The sequence below is a fragment of the Nonomuraea rosea genome, assembly GCF_039539705.1.
GTDB classification, from domain to species: domain Bacteria; phylum Actinomycetota; class Actinomycetes; order Streptosporangiales; family Streptosporangiaceae; genus Nonomuraea; species Nonomuraea rosea.
Genome location: NZ_BAABDQ010000027.1, coordinates 33,432 through 48,791, shown reverse-complemented (window position 1 = coordinate 48,791; position 15,360 = coordinate 33,432). Strand labels below are relative to the sequence as shown.

The following is a 15,360-nucleotide window of genomic DNA, read 5'->3' as shown; positions in this document are numbered from 1 at the left end:
GCCCGACATGCGCGCAGGCAGGATCCTCGCCTGGACGGTGCTGGGGCTGGCCGTCCTGGTGACCGTGTTCCCCTTCTACTGGATGGTGCGTACGGCGCTCACCGACGCCCACCATCTCTTCTCCGACAACTTCTCGCTGTGGCCGCAGCACTTCACCTGGGCGAACTTCAAACGGGTGCTGGGCCTTTCCTCCTTCGCCGAGGCGCAGGCCGCCGGCGGCTCGGGCGCCTCCCTGGACTTCGTCCTCTATCTGCGCAACTCCGTCGTGTACACGACGGTCGTGGTCGTGGTGCAGACGCTGTCGTGCGCGATGGCCGGCTACGCGCTGGCCCGGCTGCGCTTCCGGGGCAGGGAGGCGCTGTTCTCGGTGTTCGTCTCCGCGCTGATGGTCCCGCCGATCTTCACGCTGCTGCCGAACTTCGCCCTGGTCCGCAACCTGGGCCTGCTCAACACCTTCGCCGGGCTGGTCGCGCCGATCCTGCTGATGACCCCGTTCACCGTCTTCTTCCTGCGGCAGTTCTTCCTGTCCCTGCCGCGTGAGGTCGAGGAGGCCGCGGTCATCGACGGCGCGGGCGTGTGGGGCGTCTTCTGGCGCGTCGCGCTGCCCATGTCGAAGGGCCCGCTGATCACCATCGCCCTGATCAACGGCGTCTACGCCTGGAAGGACTACCTCTGGCCGCTGCTCGTCGGCCAGGAGGAGGGCAGCCGGGTGCTCACCGTGGCGCTCGGCGTGTTCCTGCAGCAGTCGCCGAACGCCCGTCCCGACTGGACGGGCCTGATGGCCGGCTCGACCCTCTCCGTGATCCCCGTCCTGCTGCTCCTGCTCGTCTTCGGCAAGCGGCTGGCCAACTCGCTCAACTTCACCGGCATCAAGTAAGTAAAGGACCCCCCGATGTCCAGCAGAAAGACTCGCGCCCTCCTGGCCCTGGCCGGCCTCGTCACCGTCACCGCGGCGTGCGGGGGCGGCGCCGAGGCGGGCGGCGGGCCCGTCACGCTCAACTACGTGATGTGGGTCGACAGCCAGGTGCCCGCGTACAAGCAGTGCGCCGACGCCTTCACCAAGAAGAACCCCACCATCACGATCAAGCTGAGCTCGGTGGCGTGGGCGCAGTACTGGCAGAACCTCACCACGCAGGTCGTCTCGGGCACCGCCCCCGACGTCTTCCGCGACTCGGTCGCCTACTATCCGCAGTTCGCCAAGAACAACCAGCTCCTCGACATCAGCGAGTACGTGGCGCGCGACAAGGTGGACCTGAACCAGTACCAGAAGGGCCTGGCCGACATCTGGGTGCGCGACGGCAAGCGCTACGGCCTGCCGCTCGACTGGGACACCATCGGCGTCTTCTTCGACAAGGACCAGGTGAAGAAGGCCGGGCTGGACGCCGCCGGCTTCGCGAGCTGGACCTGGAACCCGCAGGACGGCGGCACGTTCGAGAAGGCCATCGCCGCGCTCACCGTGGACAAGAAGGGCAAGCGGGGCACCGACCCCGGCTTCGACAAGGACGACGTGGCCGTCTACGGGATCGCGCCCGACTACAACACGGGCTCGCTCGGCCAGACCGGCTGGGCGGGCTTCGCGGCCGCCAACGGCTTCAAGTACCTGGACAAGAACCCGTTCGGCAGCAAGTACTTCTACGACGACCCGAAGCTGGCCGAGACGATCGACTGGTTCGCCGGGCTGATCAAGAAGGGGTACGCGCCGCCGTACGACAAGCAGTCGGCGCTCGGCGGCGACGCCGTGCTGCAGGGCGGCAAGACCGCGATGGTCATGGCCGGGTCCTGGATGGCCAAGCCGTACCTGGACAACAAGACGCTCAACCTCGCCGTCGCGCCGCTGCCGGCCGGGCCGCAGGGCCGCAAGACGCCGATCAACGGCGTCTCCGACGCGATCTACGCCGGGACCAAGCACAAGGAGGAGGCCTGGCAGTGGGTCAAGTTCACCTCCTCCGCGGAGTGCCAGGACCTGATCGCGGCCACCACCGAGGTGCTGCCCGCGATCACCACCGCCTCGGAGAAGGCGCTGGCCGCGCACGAGGCGGCCGGGCGTGACGTGAAGCCGTTCGTGGAGGAGGCCAACGCCCCCGACGGCACGTTCCTGCTGCCGGTCACCGACAACGCCGACAAGATCAACGAAATCATGGACACCGCGATCTCGTCGGTCCTCCTGGGCACCGCCGACGCCAAGACGGCGCTCCCCGCAGCCAACACCGAAGTAAACGCACTGTTCCAGTAAGCAAGAAAGGGTGTACATGCGTAACCTTCGCTGGCGCACGCTGCTCGGCGCCACGTTGTTAGCCGTCCCGCTGCTGGCCACCACGCCTGCGCACGCGGCTGAGGCCGTTCTCGACCAGCAGGTGGCGGTGCCCGCCTACTTCCTTCCCGGCGGCACGCCTGACTACTGGAGCCAGCTCACCACGGCGACCGACAAGCCGGGCGTGGTGGTCGCCAACGTCGCCAACGGTCCGGGCAACTCGGTCAAGGCGGACTACACGGCCGCGCTGTCGGCCGCGCACGCCGCCGGGATCAAGGTCATCGGCTACGTGGACACCGGTTACTTCGGCACCACCGGCCTTGCCGCGAACAAGACGCGGCTCGGCTCCCTGGCGATCGAGGACTGGCGGGCGCAGATCCAGTCCGACATCAACAAGTGGTACCAGTTCTACGGCTCCTCGATCGACGGGATCTTCTTCGACCAGGCGCAGAACGCCTGCGGGCCCACCTCGGGCAGCGAGACCTGGGCGAACCTCTACCGCGAGACCACCGCGTACGTGAAGGCGTACCACCCGGGTGCGGTCACCATCGCCAACCCGGGCGTCTCGCCCGCCGCGTGCTTCCAGAACGCGGCCGACATCCTCGTGACCTTCGAAGGGTCCTACGGCTCCTACCTCAACCGGCAGGACCCTTACCTGCCGTCCGCGTGGGAGGCCACCGCCGACCCCAAGCGGATCTGGCACCTGATCTACGACGTGCCCGACGCGGCGGCGCTGGCCACGGTCATCTCCACGTCCAAGGCCAACAACGCCGGGTACGTGTACGTGACCGACGACCAGCTGGCCAACCCGTGGGACAAGCTGCCCCCGTACATGTCGCCGGAGGTCACGGCCGCGAAGGGCAGCGGCGGCGCGGTGCCCGCGACGCCCGCCACGCCCACCGCGAGCCTGGTGAAGGCCACGAGCCTGCGCCTGAGCTGGACCTCGGCCGGTTACCCCGGCGTGGTCGGCTATGACGTCTACCAGGGCAGCGTGAAGATCGGCACCGAGGCCAACCGCACGCCGTCGGCGACCACTTTCGACGTGGGCGGTCTCACCGCCGCCACGGCCTACAGCTTCACGGTGAAGGCGCGGGACCGGGCGGGGAACGTCTCGGCGGCCGGTACGGCCTTGTCCGTGACCACCTCGGCGCTCAGCGCGAGCACCCCCACCGTGCCCGGCACACCGGTGGCGTCCAACGTGGGCCCGACCAGCGTCAAGCTGACCTGGGCCGCCTCGACGGACAGCGACTCCGGCGACAGCGTGGCCTTCTACGACGTGTTCAAGAACGGCGTGCGGGAGCTGTCCGTGCCCGGCGGCGTCACCAGCGTCAACCTCGGCGGCATGGCGCTCAACACGTCCTACAGCTTCACCGTGCGGGCCCGTGACACGACCGGCCGCGCCTCGGCGCAGTCGGCCGCGGTGGCCGTCACCACCACCAATCCGGTGCCGGTCACCGGTGCGGCGGCGACGAGCAACGCGACCACGGAGACCTACACCGCCCAGTTCAACCTGCCCTACTCGGGTCACCACGTCTTCATCGACACCGACGCGAATTACCAGACGGGCTGGTCGGTGAACACGATCGGCGCCGAGTACATGATCGAGAACAACACGCTCCTGCGGAAGACCGGCGCCGCGGCCGACTGGTCGTGGAGCGTGGTGGCCGGCGTGAGCCCGCTGGTCTCCGACGCCAACGGCCTGTACCAGTGGTCGGTGCCCGCTTCGGTGCTGACCGGCACCGGCAACATCCACAAGATCGTCTTCCACGGTACGGACGGCGATCGGAACGACTACGCCCCGAACGTCATCTCCGTCACCACCGCCGCCAACCCGATCGTCCCGATCGACGACACGGCGGCGACGATCGACGCCACCACGGCGACGTACACGGCCCAGTTCAACCTCCCGTACACCAGCTACCACGTCTTCATCGACACCGACGCGGACTACCAGACGGGCTGGTCGGTGAACACCATCGGCGCCGAGTACATGATCGAGAACAACACGCTCTTCCAGAAGACCGGCGCCGCGACGGCCTGGTCATGGAGCGCGGTGGCCGGCGTGAGCCCGCTGGTCTCCAGCACGGACGGCCTGTACCAGTGGTCGGTGCCGGTCTCGGCGCTGACCGGCACCGGCAACACCCACAAGATCGTCTTCCACGCCACGGACGGCACCAGGAACGACTACGCCCCGACGGTGATCACGGTCACCAAGCCCTGATCACCCGCACACAGAAGTGGCCACCGTCCCTCGCCGGGAACGGTGGCCACTGCCATGAACACTGCCGTGAACTACATGATGGCGAGCTGGCCGCCGTCGATGACCAGCTCCGTGCCGTGCACGAAGGCCGCGTCGTCGGAGGCCAGGAACGCGTACCCGGCCGCGACCTCCTCCGCCAGCCCGGCCCGGCCGAGCGGGATGTGGTCGCGCTCGTAGGAGGAGACGAAGTCGCCCTCCAGCCCGGCCGAGATCGACGCGTTGAGCGGGGTCTGGATGTAGCCGGGGCACAGGGCGTTGACGCGGATGCGGTGCTTGCCCAGCTCGACGGCCATGGTCTTGGTGAGCAGCAGCACGCCGCCCTTGGAGGCGTTGTAGTGGGCGTAGTCGGCCTCGCCGCCCAGGCCGTTGGTGGAGGACATGTTGAGGATGACCCCGCCGGAGCCCTGCGCCACCAGGTGCCGGGCGACGGCCTGGGCGACGAGGAACATGCCGCGCAGGTTCACCGCCATGATCCGGTCCCAGTGGTCTGGGGTGATCTCCAGGAACGGCTCGCGCCAGGCCGTGCCGGCGTTGTTGACCAGGACGTCGAGGCCGCCCAGGGCCTCGACCGCGCCGTCCACCAGCCGCTCGACGTCGGCCTGCGCGCTGACGTCGCCGGCCAGCCCGTGCACCTCCCCCAGCGCCGAGAGCTCCGCCACCGCGGCGTCCACCTCGGCCTGGTCGAGCCCGCCGAGCACGACCCTGGCGCCTTCCTCCAGGAACCGGCGGGCCGTGGCGGCGCCGATGCCGCTGCTGCCGCCGCTGATCAGTACCCGCTTGCCCGCGAGTCCCCGCATGGTCTTTCCTTCCGTTCAGCGCACCGCGCCGCGGGCGGCGACGCGGAGTTCGGTGGTGACCTGCCCGTTCTCGACGCCGTACGCGAGGTCGAAGAGGTTGACGGCCGAGCAGGCGTGACTGGGGATGAGCTGGGCCCGCGTGCCGACCGGCAGCTCGTGGTGGTGCCCCGGCTCCAGGCGGGCGACCACGGTGGTCAGCACGCGGGCCGCGGCCGTCTCCTCCGTGGCCACTCCGAGGCGCATCGTCGAATGCCGCACGCGCCCGCGTCGAGCCGTATCCGCGCCAGCTCGGGCACCTTGTGGGTCTTGATGTGCGGGCGCAGCCGGACGCCGTGCGCGGCGGCCGCCCTGGCCATCTCGGCGACGTTGGCCCTGACCGCGTCGAGGTCGATGACGAGGGACGGGGTGTCGAGCTCGGGATACATGGATGAACGACTCCTCCGGAGGGGTTGTCCCGAAGATAGCATCCATTCCGTATCGTGCACTAGTATTCCGAATAGCGGAACGCTTGCTAGGCGAGGTCGCGGAAGGGGTTGGCGGGCAGGCCGGTGAACGGGGTGCGGCAGCGCCACAGCTCGCCGCCGGTGCTGCCGTCCCATGCGGTGGTCACGTACAGGTCGTCGAGGCCGGGACCGCCGAAGGCGCAGCTCGTGACGTTGGCCGCGGGCACCTGGAGGGTCAGGTCGTGGCCGCCGTCCGGCCGCAGCCGGACGACCGACGCGCCGCCCCACAGCGCCACCCACACGTATCCGGCCGCGTCCACCGTGAGCCCGTCGGGCTGCGGGAGCCGGGCGAACCTCCGGCGGCCGGTCAGCTCTCCCGTCGCCGGGTCGTAGTCGAAGACGTCCACCTGATCGCTCGGGGTGTCCACGTAGTAGCACAGGCGCTCGTCGGGGCTCCAGCCGATGCCGTTGGAGATCGTCACCCCGGTCAGGACGCGCTCGCAGCTCCGGCCGGGGTCCAGCCGGTAGAGGTTGCCCGCCCCCGGCGTGTCGTCCTCGGCCTTGGTGCCGGCGAAGAACCGGCCCGCCCGGTCACAGGCGCCGTCGTTCATCCTGTTGCCGGGTCGCTCGGCGGCGGTCACCGCCGCCGTCACGATCAGCTCGCCGTCCGCCAGCACGGCGAATCCGTCCCGTACGGCCGGCTCGCCGTCGGCCAGCACGGCGAATCCGTCTCGTACGGCCAGCGCCAGGCCGCCCTCGGCGCGCGGGACGGCCACCCCGACGGGCTGGCCGACGTCGATCGTCTCCTGCTCGTCGCCGGCCGGGTCGAGCCGGTGGACCAGCCCTGCGGGGATGTCCACCCACAGCAGCGTCCCCGTGCCCGCGTCCCAGCGGGGGCCCTCACCGAGCCGGGCCCTCGGGACCGGCACCGCCTGCAGCTCCATCATCCACTCCTTGATCCGCTAGACGGAATCTCATTCCAAACGTGGCCGACCCGAAAGCTTGCGCGGCGGGTGGCCGCATCGCACCTGCTCAGCCGGCGTCGGCGGGGGCACCTGTTCGGCGAGCGTCGGCGGTCGCGCCTGTTCGGCGAGCGTCGGCGGTCGCACCTGGCTCGCCGGACGGCCTGCGCGCCGGGGGTGGCGTCGCGCCTGGCTCCCAGGGCATCGGCGTCGCACCTGCTCGGCGGGGGGCGGGGGTCACACCTGCTCGGCCACCGCCCGCATCAGGCCGTGGCCGATCTCCTCCATCCGCGCCGGGGACATCCGGTCCTTCAGCGCGGTCACGCTCACCGCCACGACGGGCGCGGTCCTGCCCATGAACACGGGGGCCGCCACGCAGCGCACGCCCGGCTCGTTCTCCTCCAGGTCCAGCGAGTAGCCGCGCTGCCGGATCTGGTCGAGGTGGGTGGCCAGCTTGGCCGGGCTGGTGATGGTGTTACGGGTCCTGGTGGCCAGCGGGCCGAACCGCTCGGCCCAGCCCTTCACCGCCTCGTCCGTGGGGTAGGTCCACGCCAGCAACGCCTTGCCGACGCCCGTGCAGTGGGCCGCGTTACGGCCGCCGACGACCGAGGTCATCGTGATCGACCGCACCGCCTCCACCTTGTCGAGGTAGACGACCTCGCCGCCGTCCAGCATCGCCATGTGCACGGTCTCCGTGAACTCCTCGCTCACCTTGAGCAGCAGCGGGCGAACGAGGGTGCGCAGATCCATCGTCTCGTAGAACCTGAAGGCCGTGGCCAGCATCTCCGTGCCGAGGAAGTAGGGCCCGCTGGGCTCGGGCTGCGCCGCGAACCCCCGGTGTTTCAGCGCGCCGAGCAGGCGGTGCAGCGAGCTTTTGGGCAGGCCGAGCCGGGTGGCGAGTTCGTCGAGCGTAACGCCCCTGCTGTGTTTGCCGATCTCCTGCAGGATCAGCAGGGCACGGTCGACGCTCCCCACCGGGGATTGGGCCTCAGCCACTGAGCTCTCCGATCTGTTCCGCTTTATGGAATGCTAGCGCGTAATGCGGAATCACGCACGAAGCGCCGCGCTCCCGTCGCCCTGAGGGTCCTGCTCGGGCCGCTGGTGGGAACCGCCGGTCCCTGGCCGCCGGTCCCTGACCGGCGGTCCCTGACCGGCGGTCCCTGGCCGGCGGTCCCTGGCCGGCGGTCACCGGCGGGCGTCCGGTGCCGTCTCGCCCGGCCGCTGGAGGAAATTTCTGGATCTGGGGTGAAACAACCCCCACGATCGAGACACGTACAAGGCGTCGGGCATCCGGACGCCCGACCTCCCGCCCCACGGCGAGCGCCGGCATGAACGCATCGCGCCCTCCGTCCCGGGGTGAGAGCGCCTGAACGCGCCACCCCCGAAACCGCCATGCGGTCTGTTCCGCGCGCCCGAACCCCCTTCACGACGATCGGATCTTGCGTGCTCGCAGACCTCCGCTCCGCCCTGCCATCGCCCCACCGCGCCGCCACCCGCGCTGCCACTCGCGCCGCCACCCTGGCCGCCGCCCTCGCCGGCCACCGCGTCTTCGCCGTGTTCCTCGGGCTCGCCGCCGCCCTGCGCGTGGTGACGATGCTCGGCTACCACCCCGCCCAGCTCTACTGGTACGACTCCTTCACCTACCTCGACACCGCCGTCCACCTCGCGCCCTCGGCCGCGTTCCACCCGATCGGCTATCCGCTGCTGCTCAGGGCGCTGTGGCCGGCCCACAGCGTCGAGCTGATCGCGGGGGTCCAGCACGCCATGGGCCTGGCCGTCGCCGTACTGATCTACGCGGTGCTGCGCCGCAGGTCGGTGCCGGGCTGGGGGGCGGCGCTGGCCACCGTGCCGGGGTTGTTCGACGCGTCGTTCCTGCGACTGGAGCACGCCGTCCTGTCCGACACCCAGTTCATCTTCCTCATCGTGGCCGGGCTGGCCGTGCTGATGTGGTCGCCTGAGTTGTCGGCGCGCGCCGCCGTCACGGCCGGCCTGCTGTTCGCCCTCGCCGCGCTGACCCGTACGATCGCGCTCCCGCTGCTCCTCCTCGTCCTCCTCGTCCTCCTCGTCCTGCTGGCCCTGACGCTGCGGCGAGCAGGGTGGCGGGCGGGATGGCGGGCGGGATGGCGGCGGCTGGCCGCGCTGGCCCTGGCGGGGACGCTGCCCCTGGCCGCGTACGCCGCCTGGTACGGGCAGCACCACGGCCGGTACGCGCTGAGCGGCGCGGACGGGGTCGCGTTGTGGGCCCGCACGATGACCTTCGCCGACTGCCGGGCCGTCCAGCCACCCCCGGAACAGGCCGCGCTGTGCCCCAACGGCACGGTGGTGGACGCCGCCTCCGAATACGTGTGGGCACCCGGGTCCTCGCTCAACCTGCTGCCCGGCGACCGGTTCCAGCACAACGACCTGGCCCGCTCGTTCGCGCTCCGCGTGATCGCCGCCCAGCCGCTGGACTACCTGCGCGAGGTCGTACGCGACACCTCCATCGCCTTCGCCTGGACCCCGATCGCGCACCCGGCGCGCGTCACCCCGGCCTTCGGCTTCGGCCTCGGGCACTGGCCGCTGCCGGAGCAGCCGCTGATCGACAAGGTGAAACGCGAGTACGACCCGGACATCCGCGGCCTGTCGTCGACGGGACCGTACGCGGACTTCCTGGTCGCCTACCAGTACGTCGCCTACCTGCGCGGGCCGCTGCTGGGCGCGATCCTGCTGCTCGGCGCGGTCGCGGCGGCCCGGCGGCCACGCACGGCGCTGCTGCCGTGGGCGATCGCGATGGGGCTGCTCGTCGGCCCGGTCGCCGTCCTGGACTTCGACCATCGCTACGTACTCCCGGTGATCCCGGTCGCCTGCCTCGCCGCCGCACTGCTCTTCCGGTCGAGGCGCGGCACATCTCCTGAGCGTCAGGACGTCCAGCCGGTACGCATCCCGGCGCCGTAATCCGCGTGCAGCTCCAGCCCGCCGTCGTAGTCCGCGCGCGGCCCCACCCCGGCGTTATAACCCGCGCGGCTCCAGCCCGGCCTCGGCCCTGCGCTCATCAAGCCGCTCGGGGTCCTCCACCGGCCACAGTCCGGGCGGGCCGTCGTTCATCCCGCGACATGTCCAACCGGGCCAGCAGGTCACGGCGCAGCCACCTTTCATGGCATCACGGTGCGCGTCCGGTTGTGCGGCACAAGGCCCCCGCCCTCATGCCGCACTGCTCCGCTCACGCGCACATGCGAAAACGACGTGTCCCCGCTCGCCCCGGTGTTTCGGAGCAGGGACACGCCATACGTCGCGGTACTTCGGAGGGGACACGTCGTACGTCGCGGGCTGCTTACCCGTTCAGGACCTGGCGGAGCGTGACGGCGAAGGCGTCCGGGTCGCCCGGCATGCCGAACTCGTTGCCGAGGAAACCGCCGTGACCGCTGGGAAAGACGACGGGCTTCGTGCCGAGACGCTCGGCGACCGCCGCGCCCGAACGGCAGGCCATCTCCCCCTCCGATTCGACGCCGACGCCGACGACGACGCGGGTCTGCGCCGCGCGCACCGCCTCGAAGTCGTGCTCGTAGTGCGTACAGGTGATGAGGTTCTGCCTGAACAGCGCGTCGTCACGGGAGCCGTCGTCCTCGGTGGGCATCCCGAAGTCCGCCGGGCTCTGCGTGGGCAGGTCGGCGAAATCGGCCGGGATGTCGCCTCGCAGGCTGGTGATCACGATGAACTTCGCCATCGCCGCGCCGAACCCGTCGCGGTCGTACGTCTCGCGGATGTGCACCACCGCGGCCAGCGCCTCCTTGCGGTCGGGGAGGGTCTGGGCGGCCGGAGGCTCGTGCGCCACCAGCGTACGGACCCGCTCCGGGTGCCGGGCCACCAGCGCCAGCCCGTTGACGGCGCCCCCGCTGCTGGCGAAGATGTCCACCGGCCCGCCGCCGAGCGCGGCGATCAGCCGGTCCAGGTCGTCGGCGTGCAGGTCGGGCGTCGACTCGGCGACGCCGTCGGTCCGCTCGCTGCGCCCGATCCCCCGCGGGTCGTAGGTCACCACTGTACGGTCGCCGAAGTGCCCCGCCAGAGTGGCGAACCCGGTGGCGTCCATCGGCGAGCCGATCATCAGCAGGATCGGCCCGTCGCTCGCGCCGCCCTCTCTGACGTCGTAGTGCAGGGTGGCGCCGGGCACTTCGAGAGTGTGGGTCTTGGGCTCGGTCATGTGGTCGCTCCTTCTGGACGTTTGCCATGTAGACCGGCGAGAGCGGCGAAACTCATCGGTCGGCTCACCGTGGCGGGCCCTCGAATTCTGCACCCATTCGCACCCGTTCCTACGCCCGTTTCCGGCTACCTGCTAGACCTGCCTTCTGGGTCTCCTTTGGGCTTGCCCTTCTGGGCCCGTTCAGGCTGCCGTGACTGTCCGCCAGCCGAAGGCGACGGCGCCGGTCAGGAGCACCGCTCCGGACAGCACCCCGCTGACGAGCGGCACCCAGGTGACGGCGCCCGCCGCGGCCAGCACGAGCCCGGCGGCGCCGAGCAGGGAGAGAACCACACCGGGTACGGCGATGCCCCGATCCTGCCAAATCGGCGCCAGCACGATGAAGTGCACGCCGACCACGAACGCCACCCACGCCACGTTGGCCTGCTCCGGGCTTTCCACGGCGGCCAGCACCCGGATCCCGCCGAACAACAGGATCGCCTCAGCGGCGACGACGACCAGGTAACCCTTCCCGAACATGTTCTGCCCCGCGCCCTCGGCGGACCGCCCCTTCCGCGCCGCGGCGAACCACATGGCGACGACGCTCGCGGCCCCGAGGCAGGCGGCGACCCGCAGGAGGTTCACGGTCAGGCCGTTCAGCGGGCTCTGGGCGTTCACGACGACGAACACCGCGCCGAAGATCGCGCCGATCAGCAATCCAGTCATTCGTTGCATGACAGTATTCAAGGGTGCGGCGGGGGCCGGGCGCATGGGGGCTGGGGCGAGTACGAGGTCGCCCTGGCACTACCCCACAACGAGCCCGTACCGCTATCTCACGGTGCCGCGCAGGTAGGCGAGCACCGCCAGCACCCGCCGGTTGTCGTCCGCCGTAGCGGGCAGCTCGAGCTTGGCGAACACGCCGGCCACATGCTTGCCGACGGCCGCCTCCGTGATCGACAGGGCGCGGGCGATGGCGCTGTTGGAACGCCCTTCCGCGATCAGCGCGAGCACCTCCCGCTCGCGTGCCGTCAGCCGGTGGGTCGGCTCGGTGACCTCCCTGGCCCTGGCCCAGGTCTGCTCGAACAGGTCGATGAGCGTGGTGATCAGGCTCTGCTGCCTGATCACCAGGGCGCCGGGCGCGTACACGACGGGCGTGACCCGGAGGAATGCCACCGCCCGGTCGAAGACCAGCAGCTGCTGGATCGGCTCGTCGACGACGCGGTGCAGGTCGCCGGCCGCATGCAGCTCCCTGATCCGGGCCGCCTTGCGCGGGTCGTCGAGCACGCTCGCGTGGATGATCGTCCGCATCGCCAGGCCGTGCCTGAGGGCGTCGAGCACGCTGCGCCGGCTCTTCTGCTCTTCGCGGCCCTGCTCCGACGAGCCCACCGGATGCATGGCGCGCAGCTCACGGGCCGAACGGGCGGCCTGCGCGATCCGCTGCCTGACGAGCTCGTTGTCCTCCAGTCGCTCGACGTCCACGGGGATGCCGCGCAGCTCCCCCACCACCTCTTCCAGCCGGTGGGCAAGCTGGGCCAGCGACACGCTCTCGTCCACACGCCTCCTCCGCCGATCAGACCTCCACCCAGTTTCCCAGGCCGGCGAAGGTGCGAAGCCTGCGGGCCGAACGGGCGACGACCCGGGCCTTCCGAGCCACCGCCGGTGCCGGTCGCGGTGCCGGTCGCGAGGCCGGTCGCCGTGCCGGTGGTGAGGGCGGACTGAAGTCCAGGCCATGGGAACGCTAACTGCGCGTCATCCTCATCTTCGTTTAAGGATGGCCGTCTAGGGTTGGCGGCCGTGCTGGTGCAACAAGAAACGGAGACGGCGCGGCCGCTGCGGCGGCGTCGCCGGGTGTGGGGCGCGCGCCTGCTCGCCGGGGTGGCCGGGCTGTTCGCGCTGGGTACGGCGGTGCGGGTCGGCGGGCTGGAACAAGGCGTGTTCCTGGTGCCCATGGTCTCCTTCACGCCCTATTTCGCGATCGCGGCGCTGATCGTGCTGGCGATCGCGGTCGTGGCGCGGAAGCGGGTGACGATCGCGATCATGCTGGCGGTCTGCCTCAGCCTCGCCTGGCTCGTGGTGCCGCGTGCGGTGGGTGGCACCGGCCCCGGCACCGCGCCTGATCCGAGCACCGCCACCGCCACCGGCACCGGCACCGCCACCGGCACTGGCACCAGCGCTGGCACCAGCGCTGGCACCAGCGCTGGCACTGACAGCGCCACCGCCGCTGGCACCGGGAGCAGCGCTGGGACCGAGGCCGACGCTGACACCGCTGCGGCGGGGGCGTCTGCAGTCGGTGGGCAGGCGACGGAGGCGTCCGCCGTGGAGGGCCGGAGCCTGCGGATGCTGACCGCCAATCTCAACGGCGGGCGCGGGGACGCGACGGTCATCGTCGACCTCGTGCGCAAGCTCGACGTCGACGTGCTGAGCGTGCAGGAGCTGACGTGGTCGGCCCGTGACCGGCTGGCGGCGGCCGGGCTGGGGACGCTGCTGCCGTACCAGATCAGCGAGCCGGAGTTCCGCGGGCCCGAGGGCAGCGGCGTGTACGCGCGCCACCCCCTGACCGCGCGGACCGGCCTGTTCAAGCCGGTCGGGCACCACATGCCGGTGGCCGAGGTGGCCCTGCCCGGAGGCTCGCCCGTGGAGGTCGTGGTGGTGCACCCGGTCGCGCCCGTGCCCTCGACGGTGCCGGAGTGGGAGGCCGGGATCGCCACACTGCCGCCCGCGCCCGCCACGGGGCCGCCGCGGGTCCTCGCGGGCGACTTCAACGCGACCCTCGACCATGCCGTCTTCCGTGAGCTGCTGTCCACCGGCTACACGGACGCGGCGGCGGCCACCGGGCGCGGCCTCGTCCCGACCTGGCCGAAGGGGCGCGGGCTGCCGCCGCTGGTGGCCATCGACCATGTGCTGACGGACTCCCGTGCCTGGGCCGTGGGCGTACAGGTGCACGACCTGCCGGGGTCCGACCATCGCGCCCTCTTCGCCGACCTGCGAGTGCGCCCGTAGGTCGGTGAGCACGTTCAGGCGGGCGGGTTCAGAGGTACTGGCCGGTCTCGGGGCCTCCGGTGGGAGGGGCCTGGCGTGGCAGGTTCGGGTGGACGGCCTGCTGGAGGCTCAAGCCGGTACGGATTCCCTGGAAGACGCCGTCGAGCCAGCCGACCAGCTGGGCGTGCACGATCCGGATCTCCGTCTGGCTGAGCGGGCTGGACGGCGGGGGCAGCAGGCGGGCGAGCTCTTCCCGGAGCTCCGGCGCCACCGCCTCGGCGATCTCCTCGACGGCCCGCGCGTGAATGCGTCCCAGCTGATCGCGGGCATGCTCGTCGAGAGGCAGCCCGCGGGCCTCGTCGAGCAGCGAGCGGGCCATGGCGGTCACCCGCAGCAGCCTGGCCGGCTCCTTGATGCGTTCGACCTCGGTTTCGATCGTCGGGTTCGGCGAATCGGACTGGACGGCGTCGTCAGATCTGTCCGGCCGGTACGGCCCAGGTGTTGCGGTCATGTCAGCGTCCCCGTGGTTGCCGAGCGCTCGAAGGCGCGGTCACGAAGGACCCTGCCCACGTATCCGCACCTCACGCGCGGCGTCAGGTCCTGGCGATATGGGCGGAGATCGCCGCGGCGATGTCGTCCAGGGGCAGGATCTGGCTGACCAGGTGGGTGCTGATGGCGGCCGAGGGCATGGCGAAGAACTTGGAGCTGAGCTCGTCCTGGGCGAAGACGGTGCCGCCGCAATGGGCGATGGCGCGGGCCCCGGCCTGGCCGTCGTGGCCCATGCCCGTGAGGATGACGGCCAGCGCGCGCGGGCCGCAGGTGACCGCCAGCGTGGCCAGCAGCAGGTCCGCCGAGGGCCGGGCCGGCGGGAGCGCGCCGGTCTCGATCAGCCCGACGCGGGTCTCCGCCGTGACCAGCAGATGCTTGCCCGGTGGGACGACCGTGACCGTTCCCGGCCGGATGAACGCCCTGTCGGTGGCGAGTTCGACCGGCAGGGCGGTGTGCCGGGCGAGCAGCCCCGTCAGCTGGCTCACCATGCGGGGATCCTGGTGCAGCGCGACCAGGATCGCGGCGGGCAGGTTCGCGGGCAGCGTGGCCAGCACCCTGGTCAGGGCGTCCAGCCCGCCCGCGGAGGCGATCAGCGCGACCACCACGAAAGGGACGGGGAAGCCGTCCGGCCGGTCCTGACCGGTGGCGGCTTCCACGCGCGCCTCGTCCGATTCATGTTGCACACCGGCCAGCCAATCACGTCGTCCCGGCGGAGGGCAGGACGCTGCGGATCTTCGTCCGGCAAACCTGCCCCGGGCCAAGCATCGTGATCGGTGCGGCAAAGGTCTGTCCTGGTGGGCGGCGGGCCTGCCGATGGACTTCTGCCGACGAACTTAGACTCACGCCGATGAATCCATCGAAAACACCGCGAGAGTGCCTGGTGTCGGCTGGTTTCGCGGTGGTGTGGTTCAGCGCCTTCCCGACTGTGCGCTGACCTCGTACGCCGCGTCCACCGTCCGGGCGATC

Annotated in this window: 15 protein-coding genes; 5 read left to right on the top strand and 10 right to left on the bottom strand. The window is 71.0% G+C overall.

Annotation, left to right across the window (positions count from 1 at the left end):
- Positions 1 to 7: 7 nt before the first annotated feature.
- From ABEA43_RS43860 to ABEA43_RS43850, 3 genes are read left to right on the top strand one after another with little or no spacing between them, the layout of a single operon-like run.
- Complete coding sequence (locus tag ABEA43_RS43860) at positions 8 to 877, top strand: carbohydrate ABC transporter permease (RefSeq protein ID WP_345571749.1); 870 nt, start codon at positions 8 to 10, stop codon at positions 875 to 877.
- 15 nt (positions 878 to 892) lie between these two features.
- On the top strand, positions 893 to 2,233 hold the full coding sequence (locus ABEA43_RS43855; protein ID WP_345571747.1) for an ABC transporter substrate-binding protein: 1,341 nt from the start codon (positions 893 to 895) through the stop codon (positions 2,231 to 2,233).
- 16 nt (positions 2,234 to 2,249) lie between these two features.
- Complete coding sequence (locus tag ABEA43_RS43850) at positions 2,250 to 4,472, top strand: spherulation-specific family 4 protein (RefSeq protein ID WP_345571745.1); 2,223 nt, start codon at positions 2,250 to 2,252, stop codon at positions 4,470 to 4,472.
- 71 nt (positions 4,473 to 4,543) lie between these two features.
- Here the strand turns inward: ABEA43_RS43850 and ABEA43_RS43845 are convergent, their stop codons facing one another.
- The 5 genes from ABEA43_RS43845 to ABEA43_RS43825 form a co-directional block, all read right to left on the bottom strand.
- The gene (locus ABEA43_RS43845; protein WP_345571743.1) at positions 4,544 to 5,308 is read right to left on the bottom strand and encodes an SDR family NAD(P)-dependent oxidoreductase; all 765 of its coding nucleotides are present in this window, start codon (positions 5,306 to 5,308) and stop codon (positions 4,544 to 4,546) included.
- Positions 5,309 to 5,323: 15 nt separating this feature from the next.
- The gene (locus tag ABEA43_RS43840; RefSeq protein WP_345571742.1) at positions 5,324 to 5,566 is read right to left on the bottom strand and encodes a type III PLP-dependent enzyme domain-containing protein; all 243 of its coding nucleotides are present in this window, start codon (positions 5,564 to 5,566) and stop codon (positions 5,324 to 5,326) included.
- Complete coding sequence (locus ABEA43_RS43835) at positions 5,503 to 5,733, bottom strand: hypothetical protein (protein ID WP_345571740.1); 231 nt, start codon at positions 5,731 to 5,733, stop codon at positions 5,503 to 5,505. The genes ABEA43_RS43840 and ABEA43_RS43835 overlap by 64 nt, the downstream gene beginning before the upstream one ends.
- An 86-nt stretch (positions 5,734 to 5,819) precedes the next feature.
- Positions 5,820 to 6,698 carry an SMP-30/gluconolactonase/LRE family protein gene (locus ABEA43_RS43830; RefSeq protein WP_345571738.1) on the bottom strand — a complete coding sequence of 293 codons (879 nt, stop codon included), beginning with the start codon at positions 6,696 to 6,698 and terminating at the stop codon, positions 5,820 to 5,822.
- Positions 6,699 to 6,950: 252 nt separating this feature from the next.
- Positions 6,951 to 7,709 (bottom strand): IclR family transcriptional regulator, encoded by a 759-nt coding sequence (locus tag ABEA43_RS43825; RefSeq protein WP_345571737.1) that lies wholly within the window; start codon positions 7,707 to 7,709, stop codon positions 6,951 to 6,953.
- Between the two features lie 447 nt (positions 7,710 to 8,156).
- Here ABEA43_RS43825 and ABEA43_RS43820 point away from each other — a divergent pair, with 447 nt between their 5' ends.
- Positions 8,157 to 9,647: a hypothetical protein gene (locus ABEA43_RS43820; protein WP_345571736.1), complete on the top strand. Its 1,491-nt coding sequence runs from the start codon at positions 8,157 to 8,159 to the stop codon at positions 9,645 to 9,647.
- 376 nt (positions 9,648 to 10,023) lie between these two features.
- On the opposite strand, the gene ABEA43_RS43815 is transcribed toward ABEA43_RS43820, so the two are convergent.
- The 3 genes from ABEA43_RS43815 to ABEA43_RS43805 form a co-directional block, all read right to left on the bottom strand.
- Positions 10,024 to 10,890 (bottom strand): alpha/beta fold hydrolase, encoded by an 867-nt coding sequence (locus ABEA43_RS43815; protein ID WP_345571734.1) that lies wholly within the window; start codon positions 10,888 to 10,890, stop codon positions 10,024 to 10,026.
- A gap of 180 nt (positions 10,891 to 11,070) precedes the next feature.
- On the bottom strand, positions 11,071 to 11,592 hold the full coding sequence (locus ABEA43_RS43810; RefSeq protein ID WP_345571732.1) for a hypothetical protein: 522 nt from the start codon (positions 11,590 to 11,592) through the stop codon (positions 11,071 to 11,073).
- A gap of 102 nt (positions 11,593 to 11,694) precedes the next feature.
- On the bottom strand, positions 11,695 to 12,420 hold the full coding sequence (locus ABEA43_RS43805) for a helix-turn-helix transcriptional regulator (protein WP_345571731.1): 726 nt from the start codon (positions 12,418 to 12,420) through the stop codon (positions 11,695 to 11,697).
- A 240-nt stretch (positions 12,421 to 12,660) separates the two neighbouring features.
- Between ABEA43_RS43805 and ABEA43_RS43800 the strand changes: the two genes are divergently transcribed.
- The gene (locus ABEA43_RS43800; protein WP_345571728.1) at positions 12,661 to 13,866 is read left to right on the top strand and encodes an endonuclease/exonuclease/phosphatase family protein; all 1,206 of its coding nucleotides are present in this window, start codon (positions 12,661 to 12,663) and stop codon (positions 13,864 to 13,866) included.
- Positions 13,867 to 13,894: 28 nt separating this feature from the next.
- On the opposite strand, the gene ABEA43_RS43795 is transcribed toward ABEA43_RS43800, so the two are convergent.
- Together ABEA43_RS43795 and ABEA43_RS43790 are read right to left on the bottom strand one after the other, a co-directional pair.
- Positions 13,895 to 14,356, bottom strand: a complete 462-nt coding sequence (locus ABEA43_RS43795; protein ID WP_345571726.1) for a proteasome activator — start codon at positions 14,354 to 14,356, stop codon at positions 13,895 to 13,897.
- 82 nt (positions 14,357 to 14,438) lie between these two features.
- Positions 14,439 to 15,050, bottom strand: a complete 612-nt coding sequence (locus ABEA43_RS43790; protein ID WP_345571724.1) for a chemotaxis protein CheB — start codon at positions 15,048 to 15,050, stop codon at positions 14,439 to 14,441.
- Between the last annotated feature and the right edge of the window lie 310 nt (positions 15,051 to 15,360).

What these genes read in the sequence shown, in the direction of transcription:
- ABEA43_RS43860 (WP_345571749.1), top strand. Translation starts at nt 8, where the DNA reads ATGCGCGCAGGCAGGATCCTCGCCTGGACGGTGCTGGGGCTGGCCGTC.
- ABEA43_RS43855 (WP_345571747.1), top strand. Translation starts at nt 893, where the DNA reads ATGTCCAGCAGAAAGACTCGCGCCCTCCTGGCCCTGGCCGGCCTCGTC.
- ABEA43_RS43850 (WP_345571745.1), top strand. Translation starts at nt 2,250, where the DNA reads ATGCGTAACCTTCGCTGGCGCACGCTGCTCGGCGCCACGTTGTTAGCC.
- ABEA43_RS43845 (WP_345571743.1), bottom strand. Translation starts at nt 5,308, where the DNA reads ATGCGGGGACTCGCGGGCAAGCGGGTACTGATCAGCGGCGGCAGCAGC.
- ABEA43_RS43835 (WP_345571740.1), bottom strand. Translation starts at nt 5,733, where the DNA reads ATGTATCCCGAGCTCGACACCCCGTCCCTCGTCATCGACCTCGACGCG.
- ABEA43_RS43830 (WP_345571738.1), bottom strand. Translation starts at nt 6,698, where the DNA reads ATGATGGAGCTGCAGGCGGTGCCGGTCCCGAGGGCCCGGCTCGGTGAG.
- ABEA43_RS43815 (WP_345571734.1), bottom strand. Translation starts at nt 10,890, where the DNA reads ATGACCGAGCCCAAGACCCACACTCTCGAAGTGCCCGGCGCCACCCTG.
- ABEA43_RS43810 (WP_345571732.1), bottom strand. Translation starts at nt 11,592, where the DNA reads ATGACTGGATTGCTGATCGGCGCGATCTTCGGCGCGGTGTTCGTCGTC.
- ABEA43_RS43795 (WP_345571726.1), bottom strand. Translation starts at nt 14,356, where the DNA reads ATGACCGCAACACCTGGGCCGTACCGGCCGGACAGATCTGACGACGCC.